Source organism: Streptomyces sp. NPDC088747 (genome assembly GCF_044751025.1).
Taxonomy (GTDB): Bacteria; Actinomycetota; Actinomycetes; order Streptomycetales; family Streptomycetaceae; genus Streptomyces.
This window is the reverse complement of record NZ_JBIVKZ010000002.1, coordinates 626345-643894: the sequence shown is the minus strand read 5'-3', so window position 1 is coordinate 643894 and position 17550 is coordinate 626345. Positions and strand designations below refer to the sequence as shown.

The 17550-nt window shown below is 70.7% G+C and carries 15 protein-coding genes and 1 tRNA gene; 5 read left to right on the top strand and 11 right to left on the bottom strand.

What is annotated here, in order from left to right; translation table 11 throughout:
- Positions 1 to 241 precede the first annotated feature (241 nt).
- The 7 genes from ACIP79_RS07370 to ACIP79_RS07340 all read right to left on the bottom strand — a co-directional run bounded on the left by ACIP79_RS07370 (position 242) and on the right by ACIP79_RS07340 (position 7027).
- On the bottom strand, positions 242 to 799 hold the full coding sequence (locus tag ACIP79_RS07370) for a SigE family RNA polymerase sigma factor (protein WP_383679049.1): 558 nt from the start codon (positions 797 to 799) through the stop codon (positions 242 to 244).
- 297 nt (positions 800 to 1096) lie between these two features.
- Complete coding sequence (locus tag ACIP79_RS07365) at positions 1097 to 2281, bottom strand: lipid-transfer protein (RefSeq protein ID WP_401220459.1); 1185 nt, start codon at positions 2279 to 2281, stop codon at positions 1097 to 1099.
- On the bottom strand, positions 2278 to 2673 hold the full coding sequence (locus tag ACIP79_RS07360; protein ID WP_401220936.1) for a MaoC family dehydratase: 396 nt from the start codon (positions 2671 to 2673) through the stop codon (positions 2278 to 2280). Before ACIP79_RS07360 ends, ACIP79_RS07365 begins: the two co-directional genes overlap by 4 nt.
- A gap of 191 nt (positions 2674 to 2864) precedes the next feature.
- Entirely contained in the window at positions 2865 to 3929 is a 1065-nt protein-coding gene (locus ACIP79_RS07355) for an acyl-CoA dehydrogenase family protein (RefSeq protein ID WP_401220456.1), read from the bottom strand.
- Between the two features lies 1 nt (position 3930).
- Positions 3931 to 4944, bottom strand: coding sequence for a bifunctional MaoC family dehydratase N-terminal/OB-fold nucleic acid binding domain-containing protein (locus tag ACIP79_RS07350; RefSeq protein ID WP_401220933.1), 1014 nt, complete (start codon positions 4942 to 4944; stop codon positions 3931 to 3933).
- Between the two features lie 65 nt (positions 4945 to 5009).
- On the bottom strand, positions 5010 to 6284 hold the full coding sequence (locus ACIP79_RS07345; RefSeq protein WP_401220453.1) for an acyl-CoA dehydrogenase family protein: 1275 nt from the start codon (positions 6282 to 6284) through the stop codon (positions 5010 to 5012).
- 434 nt (positions 6285 to 6718) lie between these two features.
- A complete protein-coding gene (locus tag ACIP79_RS07340; protein ID WP_401220450.1) occupies positions 6719 to 7027 on the bottom strand; it encodes a hypothetical protein in 309 nt (102 codons plus the stop codon).
- A 397-nt stretch (positions 7028 to 7424) separates the two neighbouring features.
- Here ACIP79_RS07340 and ACIP79_RS07335 point away from each other — a divergent pair, with 397 nt between their 5' ends.
- On the top strand, positions 7425 to 8306 hold the full coding sequence (locus tag ACIP79_RS07335) for a bifunctional DNA primase/polymerase (RefSeq protein ID WP_401220448.1): 882 nt from the start codon (positions 7425 to 7427) through the stop codon (positions 8304 to 8306).
- 616 nt (positions 8307 to 8922) lie between these two features.
- On the opposite strand, the gene ACIP79_RS07330 is transcribed toward ACIP79_RS07335, so the two are convergent.
- Together ACIP79_RS07330 and ACIP79_RS07325 are read right to left on the bottom strand one after the other, a co-directional pair.
- A tRNA-Ser gene (locus ACIP79_RS07330) sits at positions 8923 to 9009 on the bottom strand.
- A gap of 119 nt (positions 9010 to 9128) precedes the next feature.
- Positions 9129 to 10733: a S1C family serine protease gene (locus tag ACIP79_RS07325; protein ID WP_401220445.1), complete on the bottom strand. Its 1605-nt coding sequence runs from the start codon at positions 10731 to 10733 to the stop codon at positions 9129 to 9131.
- A gap of 263 nt (positions 10734 to 10996) precedes the next feature.
- On the opposite strand from ACIP79_RS07325, the gene ACIP79_RS07320 reads away from it, so the two are divergent.
- From ACIP79_RS07320 to ACIP79_RS07310, 3 genes are all read left to right on the top strand, one after another.
- Positions 10997 to 11806, top strand: coding sequence for a glycerophosphodiester phosphodiesterase (locus ACIP79_RS07320; protein ID WP_401220442.1), 810 nt, complete (start codon positions 10997 to 10999; stop codon positions 11804 to 11806).
- A gap of 117 nt (positions 11807 to 11923) precedes the next feature.
- A complete protein-coding gene (locus tag ACIP79_RS07315) occupies positions 11924 to 12586 on the top strand; it encodes an ATP-binding protein (RefSeq protein WP_401220439.1) in 663 nt (220 codons plus the stop codon).
- Positions 12587 to 12898: 312 nt separating this feature from the next.
- A complete protein-coding gene (locus ACIP79_RS07310) occupies positions 12899 to 13888 on the top strand; it encodes a DUF5926 family protein (protein ID WP_401220437.1) in 990 nt (329 codons plus the stop codon).
- A 244-nt stretch (positions 13889 to 14132) separates the two neighbouring features.
- Here the strand turns inward: ACIP79_RS07310 and ACIP79_RS07305 are convergent, their stop codons facing one another.
- Together ACIP79_RS07305 and ACIP79_RS07300 are read right to left on the bottom strand one after the other, a co-directional pair.
- On the bottom strand, positions 14133 to 14744 hold the full coding sequence (locus ACIP79_RS07305) for a hypothetical protein (RefSeq protein WP_401220930.1): 612 nt from the start codon (positions 14742 to 14744) through the stop codon (positions 14133 to 14135).
- Between the two features lie 125 nt (positions 14745 to 14869).
- Positions 14870 to 15535 carry a bifunctional DNA primase/polymerase gene (locus tag ACIP79_RS07300; RefSeq protein ID WP_401220434.1) on the bottom strand — a complete coding sequence of 222 codons (666 nt, stop codon included), beginning with the start codon at positions 15533 to 15535 and terminating at the stop codon, positions 14870 to 14872.
- A gap of 482 nt (positions 15536 to 16017) precedes the next feature.
- Between ACIP79_RS07300 and ACIP79_RS07295 the strand changes: the two genes are divergently transcribed.
- The gene (locus ACIP79_RS07295; protein WP_401220432.1) at positions 16018 to 17538 is read left to right on the top strand and encodes a PP2C family protein-serine/threonine phosphatase; all 1521 of its coding nucleotides are present in this window, start codon (positions 16018 to 16020) and stop codon (positions 17536 to 17538) included.
- Positions 17539 to 17550: the final 12 nt, after the last annotated feature.

Below are 17550 nucleotides of genomic sequence, written 5' to 3'. Positions count from 1 at the left end.
TCTGCGCACATACCGCATGGTATGTCACTAGTAGCCGGGATGATCGATCAAGGTAATCGATCAAGCTCGCGGCCATCTCCCGAAAAACGAGAGGTCGCCGTGCCATCGGAACACCGCTGACCAAGGGCTGTTGGCCGATGGCCAGGGACGAATTGCCGGCGGCCGGCGGCCGGCGGCCGGCGGCTGGCGTCCACGATGGGCGCGGGGTGCCCTGGGGCGACGGGGTCCGTCCAGGGGGCGGCTAGCGTACGGGCTCCAGCTCGGGATCCTCCCGCAGCTTGCCCAGCGCTCGCGAGACCGCCGACTTCACCGTCCCGACGGAGACGCCGAGCACCTCGGCCGTCTGCACCTCGCTCAGATCCTCGTAGTACCGCAGGACGACCATCGCCCGCTGCCGCGCGGGCAGCTTCATGATCGCCCGCCACATCGAGTCGTGCAGCGCCTGCTGCTCGGCGGGGTCCCCGGCAGGCGCCGCACCCTCCGGCTCCGGCAGCTCGTCGCACGCGAACTCGTCGACCTTGCGCTTACGCCACTGCGACGTCCGCGTGTTCAGCAGCGCCCGCCGTACGTACCCGTCGAGTGCCCGGTGGTCCTCGATCCGCTCCCACGCGACGTACGTCTTCGTGAGCGCGGTCTGCAACAGATCCTCGGCATCGCACGGGTTCGCGGTCAGCGACCGTGCGGTACGCAGCAACACCGGTTGGCGTGCCTTCACGTACGACGCGAACGACGGGTAGGGCGCGTACGGAAGGGCCCGCGTCGCGGCGTTCGAAGCGCTGGTGCAGACGGGTGTGGTCATGGCTCCACGCTAGGATCGACCCCTACTCTCGCGGATCGGCCGCAGGTCCCGAAGCCGTGTCCGCCTCAGGTTGTAGGTGGGGGGCTCTCCCCACCTCCTGAAGGTGGACGAGCGAGTCCTGCCCCCTGAGGGTTCACCCCTGAGGGACGACTACGGCGGCAGTACGCGGCAGTGCGCGGGACGCAACCGGTCCCCCGGCGCCCACAGGCGACTCCGCGGACGCCACGGCGACTCCCGGGACGCCACAGGCCGACTTCGTGGACGGCCGACGGCACCGAGGGCACCGAGGGCCGATGGCTAGGAAGCCGCGCCGGCGTCCGTGTCCGCCCCCAGGATCAACCCCGACGTGGGAACCCCGGTGCCCGCGGTGACGAGCGTGTGACGGGCGCCCGGTATCTGGTTCACGGCCGTCCCGCGCAGTTGCCGTACGGCCTCCGCGACGCCGTTCATCCCGTGCAGATACGCCTCCCCCAACTGTCCGCCATGTGTGTTGAGCGGCAGCCGCTCCTCCGCGACGAAGTCCGCTCCCTGCCCCGGATCACAGAACCCGAACTCCTCCAGCTGCATCAGCACGAACGGCGTGAAGTGGTCATAGAGAATTCCCACGTCGATGTCTTCCGGGGTCAGCCCCGCCGTCCGCCACAACTGGCGCGCCACCACTCCCATCTCCGGCAGCCCTGTCAGGTCGTCCCGGTAGAAGCTGGTCATCTGCTCCTGCCCGCGGCCCGCACCCTGGGCGGCAGCCCTGATCACCGCGGGAGGGTGCGGCAGATCGCGGGCCCGCTCCACCGAGGTGACCACGAGGGCCTGGCCGCCGTCCGTCTCCTGGCAGCAGTCCAGCAGCCGCAGCGGCTCCACGATCCACCGCGAGGCCGCGTGCTCGGCGAGCGTGATCGGTCTGCCGTGGAAGTAGGCCGCCGGGTTCGTCGCCGCGTGCTTCCTGTCGACGACGGCGACCTGGCCGAACACCTCGGGCGTCAGCCCGTACGTGTGCAGATACCGCTGGGCCGCCATCGCCACCCAGGACGCGGGCGTGAGCAGCCCGAACGGCAGGGCCCACCCGAGGGCCGCCCCCTCCGCCGACGGCTCCCGCCGCTGCACCCCGGAACCGAATCTGCGTCCCGACCGCTCGTTGAACGCCCGGTAGCAGACCACGACCTCGGCCACCCCGGTCGCCACCGCGAGCGCCGCCTGCTGGACCGTCGCGCAGGCCGCCCCGCCCCCGTAGTGGACGCGCGAGAAGAAGGACAGCTCCCCCATGCCCACCGCCTGGGCGACGGTGATCTCCGGGCTGGTGTCCATCGTGAACGTGACCATCCCGTCGACGTCCCCCGGCGTCAGCCCCGCGTCGTCGAGCGCGGCCCGCACCGCCTCCACCGCCAGCCGGAGCTCACTGCGTCCCGAGTCCTTGGAGAACTCGGTGGCCCCGATCCCGACGATCGCGGCCCGCCCGCCCAGGGTGTCCCGTGTCCGTACGCTCATGACGCCTCCCCGGACCGGAGGGTGACCGTCACCGTGCCGGTCACGTGTCTGCCGATGGCGTTCGCCCCGACGATCCGCACCGTCGCGGTGTCACCGGCGAGTTCCTCCACCGAGCCGGTCAGCACCATCGTGTCGCCCGGGTGGTTGGGTGCCCCGAGCCGGATGGCCACCCCGCGGAGAACGGCACCGGGTCCGAAGTGGTCCGTGACGTACCTACCGACCAGTCCGTTGGTCGTCAGGATGTTCATGAAGATGTCGGGGGAACCCTTCTGCCGCGCCAGCTCCGCGTCGTGGTGCACGTCCTGGTAGTCCCGTGACGCGATGGCCCCGGCCACGATCAACGTGCGCGTGATGTCGATCTCCAGCGGGGGGAGTACGTCTCCGACCTTCACGTCGCCGGCCGTCAAGCCGCCGCCTGTCGAATCACCGGCCCGCACTTCGGCGACCCCGGGGTCGCCGACCGTGACGTCACCGTGCGGCGCATGTCCGGTGCCGCCCGCATATCCGGCATGGCCGACACCCGCCGCACCGTCGTCTCCGGTCCTCGCGACTCCGTCCCTCGTGCCCCCTGCGCCCCCTGGCCTCATGTCTCCGCCTCCCCGTTCACGATCAACTCCCCCAGTTCCTGGAGCACTTCGCCCCCGTATCCCAAGTAGGCGTCCAACTGCCGCCCCCACAGGAAGTGCCGGTGCACGGGGTGCTCCAGGTCGGCCCCCGTCCCGCCGTGCAGATGCTGGCCGGCGTGCACCACGCGCTGGCCCGCCTCCGATGCCCACCAGGCGGCTGTCAGTGCCTCGGTCGCGTATGCCAGCCCCTCGTCCCGACGCCACGCGGCCTCGTACGCCGTCACCCGTATCGCCTCGGTGTCCATGTGGGCGTCGGCCGCCCGGAGTTGGACTCCCTGCTTGGCGGCGAGTGGACGTCCGAACTGCTCGCGCGCGTTGGTGTGCTCCACAGCTCGGGCCAGCGATCCCGCGCACACCCCGGCCTGTAGTCCGGCGAAGGCGGTACGCGCGGTGGCGAGTACGTCCTCGTACGCGCTGTCACCGCCCAGCCGCTCACCCGGCGTCCCGTCCAGCGTCAGTCGCCCCGCCGACCAGGGCGCCGTCAGCTCCACCGGTTCGCACGCCGCCTCGGTGGTCCGCACCAGCCACAGCCGACGCCGGTCGTCCGCGACCAGCACATGGGTGGCGTCCCGCAACCAGGGCACCACGGGGAAGGTGCCGGTCAACCGCCCCTCGGACAGATCGGCCGTACGGACGGACGCCACCGCCCTCGCTTCTGGCCCCGGCCCCGGCCCCGAAAGCGCCCCACCCACCACCACAGTCCCGTCGCCGATCCCTGGCAGCAGCCGCTCCCGCTGTTCCGGGGAACCGTGGGCCTCCACCGCCAGCAGCCCGTACACACAGCTCGTCGCGAACGGCACCTGAGCCGTGGTGCGCCCCTGCTCCTCCAGGAGCAGCACCAGGCCGAGCAGCCCGGTGTCCGCCACCGCCGCCACGAGTCCGGCCTCGCACAGCGCCTTCCACAGCTCGGCATCACTGCCGGTCCCGGCCGCGGTGAGCCGCTCGTACGTGGAGAGGTCGCCGAAGATCCGGGCGGCCAGATCGCGGGCGGCGGCCTGCTCCTCCGTGGGCGTGAAGTCCATGTCAGCCACCACCGCCCGCGAGAGCCGCGTCGGCGTCAGCGGCGACTCCGACGTCACCGGAGTCACCGGAGTCACCGGAGTCACCGGCATGGAAGACCGGCAGCTCCAAGCCGTCGTCGTACTGCTGGAATCCGAGCCGCACCGGCATCCCGATGCGCACCTTGTCGTACGGCACACCCACGACGTTGCTCACCATCCGGACGCCCTCGGACAGTTCGATCAGACCGACCGCGTAGGGCGGGTCGAAGGCCGGGAAGGGCGGGTGGTGCATGACGACGTACGAGTAGACCGTGCCCTCGCCGCTCGCCTCGACCGTGTCCCACTCCAGGCAGCCGCATGCGTTGCACCCCGGCAGCCAGGGGAACCGCAGCGTGCCGCAGCCTTCGCACCTTTGGATCAGCAACTCGTGCCGGTCCACGCCCTCCCAGAAGCCGGCGTTGTCACGGTTGATCACCGGGCGCGGTCGGCCGGCCACCGGTTTCGTCCGCGCCGCGGGGGCCGACCGTCCTGAGCCCTGCACCCGTTCCCGTGCCGGGGCGTACTTGAGGATCCGGAACCGGTGGGTTCCCGCGGGTTCCCCGCCCGCCCGCACATCCATCCGCGTCGTGACGAAGTGCCCGGTCCCCAGCTTGGTGGTCTTGCGTGCGGAGACCGACTCGATCACGGCGTCGAAGGTGATCTCGTCCCCGGGCCGCAGTGGACGCAGATACTCCTGCTCGCAGTCGGTGGCGACCACCGAGGTGTACCCGGAGGCGTCGAGCAGCCCGAGCAACTCGTCGTAAGCGTCCGAGCGGGCCATGTGCCCCGAGAGGCCGCCCATCGTCCACACCTGGAGCATGGTCGGCGGGGCGATGGCGTACGGCCCCGCGTACGCAGGGTTGGTGTCGCCCATCGCCTCGCACCAGTGCCGGATCATCGGCTCGTTGACCGGGTCCTTGCCCACGCCCGCGACGGCGGCCGCGCGGCCCTCGTACGCCTTGAGCCGCTCCTCGAACGCGCGGGACACCACGGCCACGTCGCCGCTCCCGTCCCCCTCCTTGCCCACGTCCTTCTTGCCCACGTCTTCCTTGCCCACGTCGCTCACCGCCGCCCCCTCCGCATGCCGAGCCGCATGGTCGCCACGATCTCCCGCTGCACCTCGCTCACCCCGCCCCCGAACGTGTTGATCTGTGCCGCCCTGTTCATCCGCTCCAGCTCGCCGTCCCCGAACGCCCCCGGCGAACCGGAGCGGACCAGGGCGTCCGCTCCGACAATTTGCTGACATATTCGGTACACCGCCACCGCCGATTCGGTTCCCACCACTTTCACGCCGCTGGCGTCGCCCGGCGCCAGTCGACCGGCCCCCACATCGGCCACCAAACGCCAGTTGAGCAGGCGTGATGCCGCCAGGCGGGCATGCGCCTCAGCCAGTTGGAACCGCACCCACGGCTCGTCAATCCGGCGCCGACCTGTCACCGGATCAGGTGAGTTCGCCGCCCGTAGCGCGGCCGCGTAGAAGTCCTCGGCCTGCATGCCGATCGCGGCGAGGGCCACCCTCTCGTGGTTGAGCTGGTTGGTGATGAGTCCCCAGCCGCCGTTCTCTTCGCCGACGAGGTTGGTGGCCGGGACGCGGATCCCGTCGTAATACGTCGCTGTCGTCGTAAGCCCGCCCACCGTCTCGATCGGCGTCCACGAGAAGCCGGGCGCGTCCGTCGGCACGAGGATGATGGAGATGCCCTGGTGTTTGGGCGCGGCCGGGTCGGTCCGGCAGGCGAGCCAGATCCAGTCGGCGTTCTGGGCGTTGGAGGTGAAGATCTTCTGCCCGTCGATCAGCCAGTCACCGTCGCCGCCCCCGGCGCTGCCACCGACGCGGCCCTCGCCCTCGCCGCCGCCATTGACGCCGACGCCGACTGGATCCGGCTCGCCCGCTGAACCGAATGAGGCCGCGCCCCCGCCCTCCCGCACCGCCCGCGTCCGCAGCGAGGCCAGATCCGTCCCTGCCGAGGGCTCCGAGTAGCCGATCGCGAAGACGAGGTCACCGCTCAGGATGCGGGGCAGGAAGAAGGCCTTCTGTTCCTCGCTCCCGTACTTCATGAGCGTCGGTCCCACGGTGTTCAGCGTGACCATCGACACGGGCGCGCCGGCCCGGTACGCCTCGTCGAAGAACACGAACTGCTCGTCCGCGCCGCGCCCCTGCCCCCCGTACGCGACGGGCCAGCCGAGTCCGAGCAGTCCGTCGGCGCCGATGCGGCGCAGCAGCGCGCGCTGCCCGGCGGGGTCATCGGCGCGCGGTGGGCCGTCGGGCATCAGGTCGCGGAAGTACGTACGGAGTTCGGCGCGCAGCCGCTGCTGGCGTTCGGTGGGGGCGAGGTGCACGGCGGCGGCCTCCCGGACCTCGTACGAACAAGGGTTTCTGACTGTCCGTCAGACAATGTCGACTGTCAAGGTCACGGACCCTCCTCGGGCACCCCTTCGCCTATGCCTGGGCGCCACCTCCACCTACGTCAGGGCGCCCCTCCGGCGTCAGCTGGGCGCCCCTGATCGCTCCCGGGCAGATGCGCGCAAGAGCGTGAGCACCGGCACCGGCACCGGCACCCCGCCACGCGCGCGCGGGCGGGCGGGCGCCAGCGCGTCGGCGCCGGAACATGGCCGCCGGGACATGACCGCCGGGACATGTGCACGCGCGCGTGGAGACACGAAATCGTCTGCGCGACGGCACCGAAGCACCGCCGCGCAGACGTGTTACAACCCCGCAGAGCACAACCCCGCACGGGGGTCACCGGGCCGATGTGAGCGCATCGGCCCGGGGCTCACCACCAGAGGTTGGTGAAGTTGACGACGTTGTTCGACTGGTCGATGGCCGTGAACGCGGAACCGTTCACCTGGGCCGTGTTGTTCTGGTTCGAGGCGCCTGAGCCGACCGCCTGCTGCTGTGTGGTGGACGAGTTTCCGAAGTTGTCGCCACCGACACCGCTGCCGCTGACGGTCGCCACCGCCGCGTTCGATCCGTCGTCCGCGAAGGCGCCGTTGTCCGCCGTCGCGACCCCCGCGAAGAGGGTGGCCGCGAGGGGCAGAGCTGCGACGGCGGCGAGGACGCGGGCGGTACGGATGCTTGCCATGTGAATTCCTCCAGAAGAACCAGATGTACGCACCGGCGTGAACCGGGAAGTACGGCTTGTACCAAGGCAGTTGGCCGACCGCCTCGGTGATGTGCACGACGTCGCGAATCCAGAGTTGCCCACCGAACCCCCGGCGAACCACCCCGGAAGCACCGATTCCCCCTCAAGCGTGAGGACATGTCGATAAACGCCTTTCGCGACCTTCCGCCCATCGCGCCTGGCTCGAATCCGCAGCTCAAGGCCCCCGCGTGAGGTCGGACAGCAGTCACCGCACGGGATGAAGCGTTCCGGCACATTTTCGGCCAATCTCCCCCGCAACCTCCGAAACACCCCTCGCCGTTCCGACGCCTCGCCGAACCCTCTTCCCTTTTTCGAACACTCGTACGAACATAGAGGCATGGCCACCACCACCGACCGGCAGGCCACGACCATGGCCCTGGCCCACGCACTGTCCGCCGCCGAGCGCGGCCTCGCGGTCATCCCGCTGTCCCGCACCAAGCTCCCCGCGCTCCGCTCCCCCCACCGCACCGACCCCGCCGGCCTGCCCGTCTGCCACGGCGAGTGCGGCCGCTTCGGGCACGGGGTGTACGACGCCTCGACCGACCCGCGCCGTATTCGAAGGCTCTTCACGGCCGCCCCATGGGCCACCGGCTATGGCATCGCCTGTGGCCTGCCGCCCTACCACCTGATCGGCATCGACCTGGACACCAAGTCCGGTACGGAGTCGTCCGCGGCCCTGCGCGAACTGGCGCTGCGGCACCTGTTCACCATCCCGGAGACCGTGGTCGTCCTCACCCCGAGCGGTGGCCGCCACCTGTGGCTGAGCGGTCCGCCGGACGTGGCCGTCCCCAACTCGGCGAGCCGGCTGGCCCCCGGTATCGACGTCCGTGGCGCCGGCGGTTATCTCGTCGGACCCGGTTCGCGTACCGACCACGGCGCCTACAGCACCGCCCCGGGCACCGCTCACCTGGCGCCCGCCCCTTGCCCGCCGGCCCTGCTACGACTGCTCCTGCCGCCATCACGGCACGCCAAGCCGACGTCCTCGACACCGGGCGACGTGCACGGGCAGGGCCAGGGCCTGATCCAGTTCGTCCTGGCGGCCCACGCGGGCCAGCGCAACACCCGTCTCTTCTGGGCTGCCTGCCGCGCCTACGAGAACGGCATCGGCCCGGCCCTGACCCCCGCCCTCATCGACGCGGCCGTCCACACCGGCCTCACCCTCCGCGAGGCCCGCTCCACGGTGGCGTCGGCAGCCAGGATGACGGGAAACCGCCCGTGATTGCCTGTCGCACGCCCCCGAGGATGAACCCGCGCCCGCACGCGCGCGTGACCGAGTCGGTACGTCGCCGCCACCGCCAACAGGGTGCGGGGAGGGGTGAGCGGTGGTTCGAGGAGGCAGTAGTGGCGGCTGTGCGGCGATATGGCTACTGAAGCGCGACTTTGGCGAATAAGGCCGAAAGGCGCAGGTGCTGGAACAAGGTCGCCAACGAGCTCGCCGTGTGCGAGGGCGCCACAGCAGCACCGGACCCGGAGTTCGACCCGGATGACCTTGAATGGGTCGAGCCGAGCTGGCCACGTTCGAGTTGCCGGCGAAGAAGGTCCCGCCGGGGCACCGTTGGCGTTTGATGCGCCCGAGGGCAGCGAACACTCCGATCCCCGTGGCCACAGTGGCCATCAGGATCGGCGCCATCGACCCGACACCCGGCGAGCCCGTCATTCCCGCTCACGAGTTCGTGTGCCGGAAGCAAGGGGGATGACCGTGCGCTTCGCGTGCCCGATCGGCCGAGGCACCACGGGCAATGACTGGCACTGACGGGCACTGACGGGCACTGACGGAAAGCGGACGCGCCGAGAGCCCCCGACCGATCCTGCTGGTCAGGGGCTCTCAACCACTGCGGTGGGTGTGGGATTTGAACCCACGGTGACATCGCTGCCACGACGGTTTTCAAGACCGTTCCCTTAGGCCGCTCGGGCAACCCACCCTCGCCCCGGCCCACCAGGGACGAAGCGGCTACAGCCTACCGGCCTCGGGAGGTGTCGTGGGCTGGTGGCCCACAGGTCGGGTGGGGGGTGGGGCGCCGGGAGCCGTCGGGGTTCCGGGTCAGCTGTCGCCCTCGCGTTCGCCGAGGGTGACGTCGGTCGTCTGGGTCTTGCCGTTGCGGGTGTAGGTGAGCTTGACGGTGTCTCCGGGCTTGTGGGTCCAGATCTCGCCGATGAGGGTGGGGCCGCTGTCGATCACCTGGTTGTCGAGCTTGGTGATGACGTCGCCGGACTTGAGGCCCGCCTTGTCCGCGGGGCCGCCGGCCGTGACGGAGGCGGAGCCGCTCGCACCCTGCTCGGTGATCTTCGCCCCGCCGGTGCCCTCTTCGAGGGAGACCGAGGCACCGATCACCGGGTAGACCGGCTTGCCCGTCTTGATCAGCTGCTGGGCCACGTTCTTCGCCTGGTTTATCGGGATCGCGAAGCCCAGGCCGATGGAACCGGACTGGCTGGTGCCACCGAGGCTGCCGCTGGACTGGATCGCCGAGTTGATGCCGATGACCGAGCCCTGGGCGTCCAGGAGGGGACCGCCGGAGTTGCCGGGGTTGATCGAGGCGTCCGTCTGGAGCGCGCTCATGTACGAGGCGCTGCTCGACGTGCCGTCGCTGGAGGCCACCGGGCGGTTCTTGGCGCTGATGATGCCCGTGGTCACCGTGTTCGAGAGGCCGAAGGGCGCGCCGATCGCGATGGTCGAGTCGCCGACGGCCACCTTGTCGGAGTTTCCGAGGGCCAGGGGCTTCAGGTCCGAGGGCGCGTTCTTCAGCTTGATGACGGCGACGTCGTAACCCTGCGCGTGACCGACCACCTCGGCGTTGTACTTCTTGCCGTTGGAGAAGGTCGCGGTGAGCTTGCCGTTGTCGACCGCGTCCGCCACCACGTGGTTGTTGGTGAGGATGTGGCCTTCCTTGTCGAACACGAAGCCGGTGCCCGTGCCGCCCTCGCCGCTGCTGCTCTCGGCCTCGATGGTGACCGTGCTCGGCAGCGCCTTGGCGGCCACGCCCGCGACGGTGTCCGCGGCGCGCTTCACGTCGCCGCCGCTCTCCGAGGCGGACACCGTGGTCGAGCCGGTGGAGTCGTCGTTCCCCTTGGCCAGTGAGTAGCCGATGCCGCCGCCCACGCCGCCCGCGACCAGCGCGGCGACGAGGATCGCGGCGACCAGACCGCCACGACCGCCGCCCGCCTTGTGGGCGGGCTGCTGGTGGGAGGAGCCCCAGCCGGATCCCGAACCGCCGCCGTCCGCGTACGAGGGGGTGGCGGGCGGCGGAGGCGGCCAGTTCGCGTCGGCCGCCGAGACCGGCGCCCCGGAAGGACCGGTGGCCCCGGGCGCTCCGGAGTCATATCCCTGCGCGTGGGGAGCCCCGCCCCCCACGGAGGCGTACGCGGGCGCCTCTCCCGATGCGCCGTACGTCTGCGTCTGCGCCTGGTCCGGGGAACCGTAGCCCGGCGCCTGGCCCTGCGACCCGTACGCCGATTCCTGATCCCGCGCACCGTACGCCGGTGTCTGCTCCGGTGCGCCGGGGGCGTTGGGCGGCACCGACGGGAGTTGAGCGGTCGGCGCGCTCTCCGCGGGCGTGGCGCTCGGCGCGGAAGCAGCGGGAGTGTCCACCGGCACGGGAGGTGCGGACGGGGCCGGGGGTACTGCGTTGCCCTCGTTCTCGGTGCTCACAGCTCTTCTCCTCGATCCACGGCTGTTGTTCTCGGTCGCACTCGGTCACGCTCGCTCACGCTTGTCGGCGGTCCGGCGCGATTCAGCTGTGCATGTACATGTGTTCTTGTCTGCCGTCAGCTTTTCCCACTGGACGTCAGAGCACCATAAGCGGTGCCTGTGTGTCCGAGACCAACCCTTACAAGGGACTTGTCGGACGAAATTAACCCATTCCCGGCGTATACGCCCTCACGTCGGCCCTTCGACGGTGACACCATGACGCGGTGACCCACGCACGACAGCACCGGATCCAGGTCGTCGCCCACCGCGGAGCCTCCGAGGACGCCCCCGAGCACACGCTGGCCGCGTACAAGAAGGCGATCGAGGACGGTGCGGACGCCCTCGAGTGCGATGTACGGCTGACCGCGGACGGCCATCTCGTCTGCGTCCACGACCGCCGCGTCAACCGTACGTCGAACGGCCGCGGAGCGGTCTCGGCCCTGGAGCTCGCCGACCTCGCGGCGCTGGACTTCGGCGCCTGGAAGAACCGCGAGGAGTCCCCCGACTGGGAGTACGGCCCCGGGGACCGCGAGGACACCTCCGTCCTCACCCTGGAGCGACTCCTGGAGCTCGTCGCCGACGCGGGCCGACGCGTGGAACTGGCCATCGAGACCAAGCACCCCACGCGCTGGGCCGGCCAGGTCGAGGAGCGGCTGCTACTTCTGTTGAAGCGTTTCGGCCTGGACGCCCCGGACTCCGCAGCCGGGTCGCCCGTACGCGTCATGAGTTTCTCGGCGCGCTCGCTGCTCCGCGTCCGGGCCGCCTCGCCGACCCTGCCCATGGTGTATCTGCTGCAGTTCGTGTCACCCCGCCTGCGCGACGGAAGGCTGCCCGCGGGTGTCCGGATCGCGGGCCCGTCGATGCGGATCGTACGCAGTCACCCCGGGTACATCGACCGCCTGAAACGTGCCGGTCACCAGATCCACGTCTGGACCGTGAACGAACCCGAGGATGTCGATCTCTGCGTTGAGCTGGGCATCGACGCCATCATCACCAACCGACCGCGCGCGGTACTGAGTCAGCTGGCCCGCTGACGGAACAGCACACTTCCGGCCAGCCATCGCACAAAAGCCCACACGACACCGTCGAGAACCAGCCACGTGGTCACGAGGAGTGCACCGGCGCGTTCGGTCCGTATTCGATCGTTACGAGTGCGTCAGCAGACGTGGATTGGCCGGTTTCCGGTCCAGTTCAAAGGGGCATCCACACCGTGGCGTGGGGCAAAGGAGGTCTCGGGGGTGGCGTTGGTGGTGGCACAGGAAGTGCCCGCGTCGTCGAGCATGGCCGTTCCTCATGGCCCTGCGGGCGTGGGGCAGGCAAGACACCGGATGCGTGATCAGCTGCGTACCGGCGGAGTGCCGGAAACGGTCATTGACGACGCCGTACTGATCCTTTCCGAACTGCTCAGCAACGCGTGCCGGCACGGCAGGCCGCTCGGCGACGCCCTGGCGGGAGACGGTGACGTCCGCGCCGCGTGGCGGGTCGACCCGTCGGGACGGCTCACGGTCGAGGTGACGGACGGCGGAGGACCGACCCGTCCTGTCCCGGCCACCCCCTCGGTGACCGCGCGCGGCGGCCGCGGGCTGAACATCATCACGGCACTCGCCGAGGACTGGGGCGTCCGGGACGACGCCCACGGAGAGATCACGGTCTGGGTCGTCGTCCGGAGCAGCCAGAGCAGCACGAAGCCCGCCCGACAACGGGACGATCCGGCTACGCGCGTCACATCGACGGCCGGGCGACACCGACCGCTCATACCGCGCCCCGCGATACCCGACCTGGACTTCGCGGACGCGTTCGACGACCTGGCCTGAGCGGACTCCTCACGACACCGGCCCGGACCGGGCTCGTCACGACACCGGCCCTCCCCGGACTCCCAACGACACCGCCCCGGAACCGCCCCTCACCGCCCCGGCCCGGCCCGGAACAGGCTCCTCACCACCGGCCCGAACCGAACTCGTCGCGGCGGCACAGGCTGGCCCCGACCGGGTCCTCACCACCCCCGCCGGACCGGAGTATCCGTTCCGGGACGACCGGGTTCGTTGTCCACAGGGTCCCGTCGGCTCCGGTACGAACGGCTAGGCTCGCGCCCGTACCAGACGAGCCGTAACCGGGAGACACCCACGATGGCCAAGAAGCGAGCCCAGACGAAGGCCAAGCAGCCTCAGCTGAAAGATGGTGCCCGTGCCAACGGCGCTGATGGACACGTCCAGGTCGTCGGCGCCCGCGAGCCCTGCCCCTGTGGCAGTGGCCGCCGCTACAAGGCATGCCACGGCCGGGCCGCCGCGCACGCCGCGACCGAGCTGGTGCAGCGCCCCTTCGAGGGCCTGGCCGGTGAGGGTGACTGGATCGCGCTGCGCGAACTGGTACCCGCCGCGACCGTCGAGCTGACGCTCAGGGACGGCCTGCCGGACGACGTCCCCTCGGTCACGCTCGCCACCGTCCTGCCGATGGCGTGGCCCGCGCTGCGCCGCGACGACGGCTCGGTCCTGATCGGCCTCCAGAACGACACGGCGTCCGGTGACATCAGCCGCGACCTGGCCGACACCCTCCAGCGCGCGCTCACCGCGAAGCCCGGCACCCCGGTCGAGGGCCGCCGCGCCCCCGCCGACAGCCCGCGGCTCCAGGATCTCCTCGACCCCGAAGGCGCGTTCGAGCCAGTTGTGCACGCGGGCTTCGAGTTCTGGGTCCCGGACGCGGAGAACGCGTCGCCCGAGGTGGCCGCCTCCCTGGAGCGGGCCAACGCCGCCGCCATCCCGACGGTGAAGCTCTCCGGCGTCGACGCCGCCTACTGGTGCGAGACCCCCGACAAGAACCACCTGCGCTGGGTCATGCCGTACCAGGAGGAGCGGCTTCTGGACGCGCTCGCGCGGCTGCACGTCGCCGGGAAGTCGAGTCTGGGCGAGGGCACCCGCCTGGTCGGCTCCTTCCGGGCGCACGGGCTCACCGTGCCGGTCTGGGACCTGCCGACGGGGGTCACGGCGGACGACATCGAGAAGCCGGCGGCCGAGTTCGCCGAGCGTCTCACCACCGCCCTCGCCACGGACGCGCCGCTCACGGCGGACGAGCGCCGGGCCCGCGGCGGCCTCACCAACCGACAGGTGACGCTCAGCTGACACACAGGAAGGGAACTGACCGGACGGTCAGACGGTCAGGACCCACCTGAGTGGTGAGTCCTGTCACAACTCCCGCTACTGGCAGGTAAATTCGTGTCCGAATAGCCAAGACCGAATTTGCGAACCGCCGATCTCTTGTTACCGTTCGAGTAGCCCGGTTGCTGGTGCATCCCCCGTCGCCAGCAACCGGGTCTTCTCATGCGCGGAATCCGGTGCGGAGTCCCGGAACGCGTCAACCAGCTTGCTACGAGGCCGAGTTGCTCCCCGAGCGCAGCAGCAGCGGCCCGTCCTCGCCGCCCGTCGCGAACTCCGCGACCGCCGCGTACGCCCCCACATCTCCCGTCGTACGCCGCCTCGGTGTCTCGCACGCCCCGGGGTCGTCCTGCGCGCTCACCACGCACCGCATCAGCACCGTGCGGCCACCCGGCTCCATGAGGCTCAGTACGGAACTCAGCTCGCCGCCGGTCGCGTTCCGGTAGTAGGTGCGCGCCCATGTCTCCTCACCCTGTGTCAGCACACAGGTCTGCGCCTCGATGCCGTCGGCGGAGGTGAGTTCGGGGCCGCAGCGGGCGGCGGTGGCGAGACCGAGGCCGAGCAGCCGGGGCGACCGCGCGGGATCGGGTGCCGACTCCTCACCGTTGCCGCTGTCGCTGTCGCCGCGCGAGCCACTGCCCGCGCCGCTACCCGTGCCGTCGCTGTCACTTTCACTGCCGCTGTCGCTGTCGCTGTCGCTGTCGCTGTCGCTGTCGGGTGCGGATCGGTCGGAACGTTCGGGCGCATGCGCATCCGCGGGACCCAGGTCTTCGACGGGTCCCGCGGATGCCACGGCCAGCGGAAGGGCGACCGCGACCGCCACCACGCCCACGAGTGCGAGCAGACGAACTCTTCGGGTGTCTCGGGGTCGTCCCCCGGAGTGGCGCGGCATAGGGCTGAAGATAACGACCGTGGGCGGGCGCCCGGTTCGCCGCGCGCCCGACACCCCTACAACTCGGGCGCGCTCACACCCGTACGAGTGAGAGCCTCCACGACGGCGTCCACCACGGCTTCCACATCGGGTACCCAGGGCGCGGCCGAGCCGGGCAGCGGCGCGCGTTCCCAGCGGATCTGGCCCGGGCCGGTCTCCGACGGAGGAAGCGCGATGTATCCGCCCTCTCCGTGGAAGCGGAGCGAGCCGGGGACGTAGTCCTTGGCGTACAGCAGCTCGCCGAGCTGCTCCAGGGAGTAGGGCGCGACGAGGATCGCCCATCGCGTGGGGGCGGCGACGACCGGGCCGAGGCGCATGCCCTGGCGGTCGAGCGCGGCGAGCGCGCGGGCCGCCGCGACTGCGGGCAGGCTCACCGCGCAGGGGGCCTTCTCGCCGGTGGCCAGCACGATCGGTGCCGTCGGCCGGTTGGTCCACCACCAGCGCACCATGCGCTCGTCGGTGGTGGCCGCGAGGAGGCCTGGGTCGAAGGGGTGGGCGCCGGGCACCGTGCACTCCGGGTCGGGGCACCCGCAGCGGGCACGCCCCTGCGGGTCCGACGCCACACCCGGGAGTACGGGCCACTGCCATTCGGTCGCGAAGGTCAGGGCTGACTTGAGCATCTCAGGCCTGCCGTTGTCTCGCCTGGACAGGAGCCTGCGTCGCCTTCCGAGGATCTCGCGCATGAGCGCTCGTTCCTTTCCGTTGCACGCCTGGCAACACTGTGGACCATTCACATCATGTGTCGATCACTTCACTGTGCGTACCTGCTGGCGCATCACACCCTTGCTGGAGACAAGGGGAACCCCTCTGGGCCGAGCGTCTGGCTTCGTCCGCGTCCGTCTTGCGTGTGCCTGAAGCATGGGCATGGCGTGGGGTGGCGGCGCCTGGCGTTTTGCCGTCCCGGGTATTTCTAGCCGCCTCCGCCACGGGAGGATGGGGCACGGTCGTCGGTGGTTAAGACGCCCGGATCCACTGCCAGGTTCCGGGCGATTCGCAACCGCCCCTGGCCTTCACCGAGTACGTACCCATCACGACCGCTGTGACGCTCTGTGGAACAAGGCCAGTCGACCTCAATAAGCCGTTACCCGAGTCAGTTTTAAGCCAACTTTACTTTCCCGCAAGGGTTACCGCCGGTCGCACGGACACCAGGAATCCCAGCAGGACAATGCTGGACATCCCCTCACGAGTGCGTGTACATGTGGAGACACTGCTTGCGGCGCAGAACGACATGGGGGTTTGCGATGCTATTGAGCAATACGCACCGGTCGGAAAGCCGGCCGACATGACCGCCCCTCACCTCCCGAAAGTGGCCGGAATCGATTCCACGGTTCCCTCCCCAGCACACACTGTCGCGCCGACATCCGCCACCAGGACCACCCCGTCGGCCACCTCTTCCACCGGCCCCGGAGCCGATCTGCAAGATCGTCTCGCCGGTCTGGTCTCCGATCTCACCACCCTCCACGAACTCACCGAGCGCCTGGCACGCACGGCGACGCTGAGCGACGCACTGGAGGAACTGCTGCGCGCCGGAGCCGCCCTCGTGGGCGCCCGGCGCGGTCTCGTCGTGATGGAACCGGGCGACGGACTCGGCCCCGACACGACGATCGGACTGGGCCTCGCGCGGGCCGATCTCGGCCACATCGAGACCATCCCGCGCAGCTGTACGGCGTACGGCAAGCTCCTCGACACGGCCGCCGGGCTGCCCGGCGGCGAGGCCGAGATCACCCAGCCCGACCTGTTCGCCGAGGACGGGCTCGACCCCCGCCACCGCGAGGTGGCCGCCCTGCTCGGCTACGCGGCGAGCTATGCGCTGCCGCTGTCCACGGACGCCGCCGGCCGCCTGGGCGCCGCCGTGTGGCTCTACGACGAGCCTGCCGAGCCGGGCGAGCGCCGACGCCACCTGATCGGGCGGTACGCCCGGCACGCGACCGAACACCTGGCACGGCTGCTGGAACTGGAGCGCACGCGCGCGTGCATCACGACGGTCTCCGAGGAACTGCTCCCTTCCCGGCTGCCCCGGGTCGCCGGGGTCCAGCTCGCCGCCCGCCGCCGCACGGGACCGCGCGGCGGCGGCGACTGGTACGACGCGCTGCCGCTGCCCGACGCCGCGCTCGGCCTCGCGGTCGGCTCCGTCACCGGATCCGGGCCCAGCGCCGTCGCCGCGATGGGCCGGCTGAGAGCGTCCCTGCGGGCGTACGCCGTGATGGAGGGCGAGGACCCCGTCGCCGTACTCTCCGATCTGGAACTGCTGATGCGGCTGACCGAACCGGCCCGCTCCGCCACCGCCCTCTTCGCCTTCTGCGAGCCCGCGCTTCGCAAGATCACGCTCGCCGGGGCGGGACACAGCCCGCCCCTGGTGATCGGTCCGCGGCGCACGGAGTTCGTGGAGACCACCCTCTCGGCGCCCCTGGGCATGCTCGCCTGCTGGGAGGCGCCGAGCGTCGAGCTGTGCGCCGAGCCCGGTGAGACGGTGCTGCTCTACACGGACGGCCTGCTGCACCGCACCGGCGACCCCATGGACCGGGCCTTCGCCCGGCTGCACGCCGCCGCCGCGAGCGTCCCCAGGACCCTGCGCGAGGACCCGGGCGCGCTCGCCGACCACGTCCTGCGGAGTGTGCTGCCGGACGGGCTGGACGAGGCCGACTCGGATGAGGACGTCGTCCTGCTGGCGGCGCGTTTCGAGTGAGCTCCCGCACGC

Excerpts from the sequence above, each read along its gene's own strand:
- ACIP79_RS07370 (WP_383679049.1), bottom strand. The coding sequence starts at position 799 with ATGACCACACCCGTCTGCACCAGCGCTTCGAACGCCGCGACGCGGGCC.
- ACIP79_RS07365 (WP_401220459.1), bottom strand. The coding sequence starts at position 2,281 with ATGAGCGTACGGACACGGGACACCCTGGGCGGGCGGGCCGCGATCGTC.
- ACIP79_RS07355 (WP_401220456.1), bottom strand. The coding sequence starts at position 3,929 with ATGGACTTCACGCCCACGGAGGAGCAGGCCGCCGCCCGCGATCTGGCC.
- ACIP79_RS07340 (WP_401220450.1), bottom strand. The coding sequence starts at position 7,027 with ATGGCAAGCATCCGTACCGCCCGCGTCCTCGCCGCCGTCGCAGCTCTG.
- ACIP79_RS07335 (WP_401220448.1), top strand. The coding sequence starts at position 7,425 with ATGGCCACCACCACCGACCGGCAGGCCACGACCATGGCCCTGGCCCAC.
- ACIP79_RS07310 (WP_401220437.1), top strand. The coding sequence starts at position 12,899 with ATGGCCAAGAAGCGAGCCCAGACGAAGGCCAAGCAGCCTCAGCTGAAA.
- ACIP79_RS07300 (WP_401220434.1), bottom strand. The coding sequence starts at position 15,535 with ATGCGCGAGATCCTCGGAAGGCGACGCAGGCTCCTGTCCAGGCGAGAC.
- ACIP79_RS07295 (WP_401220432.1), top strand. The coding sequence starts at position 16,018 with ATGCTGGACATCCCCTCACGAGTGCGTGTACATGTGGAGACACTGCTT.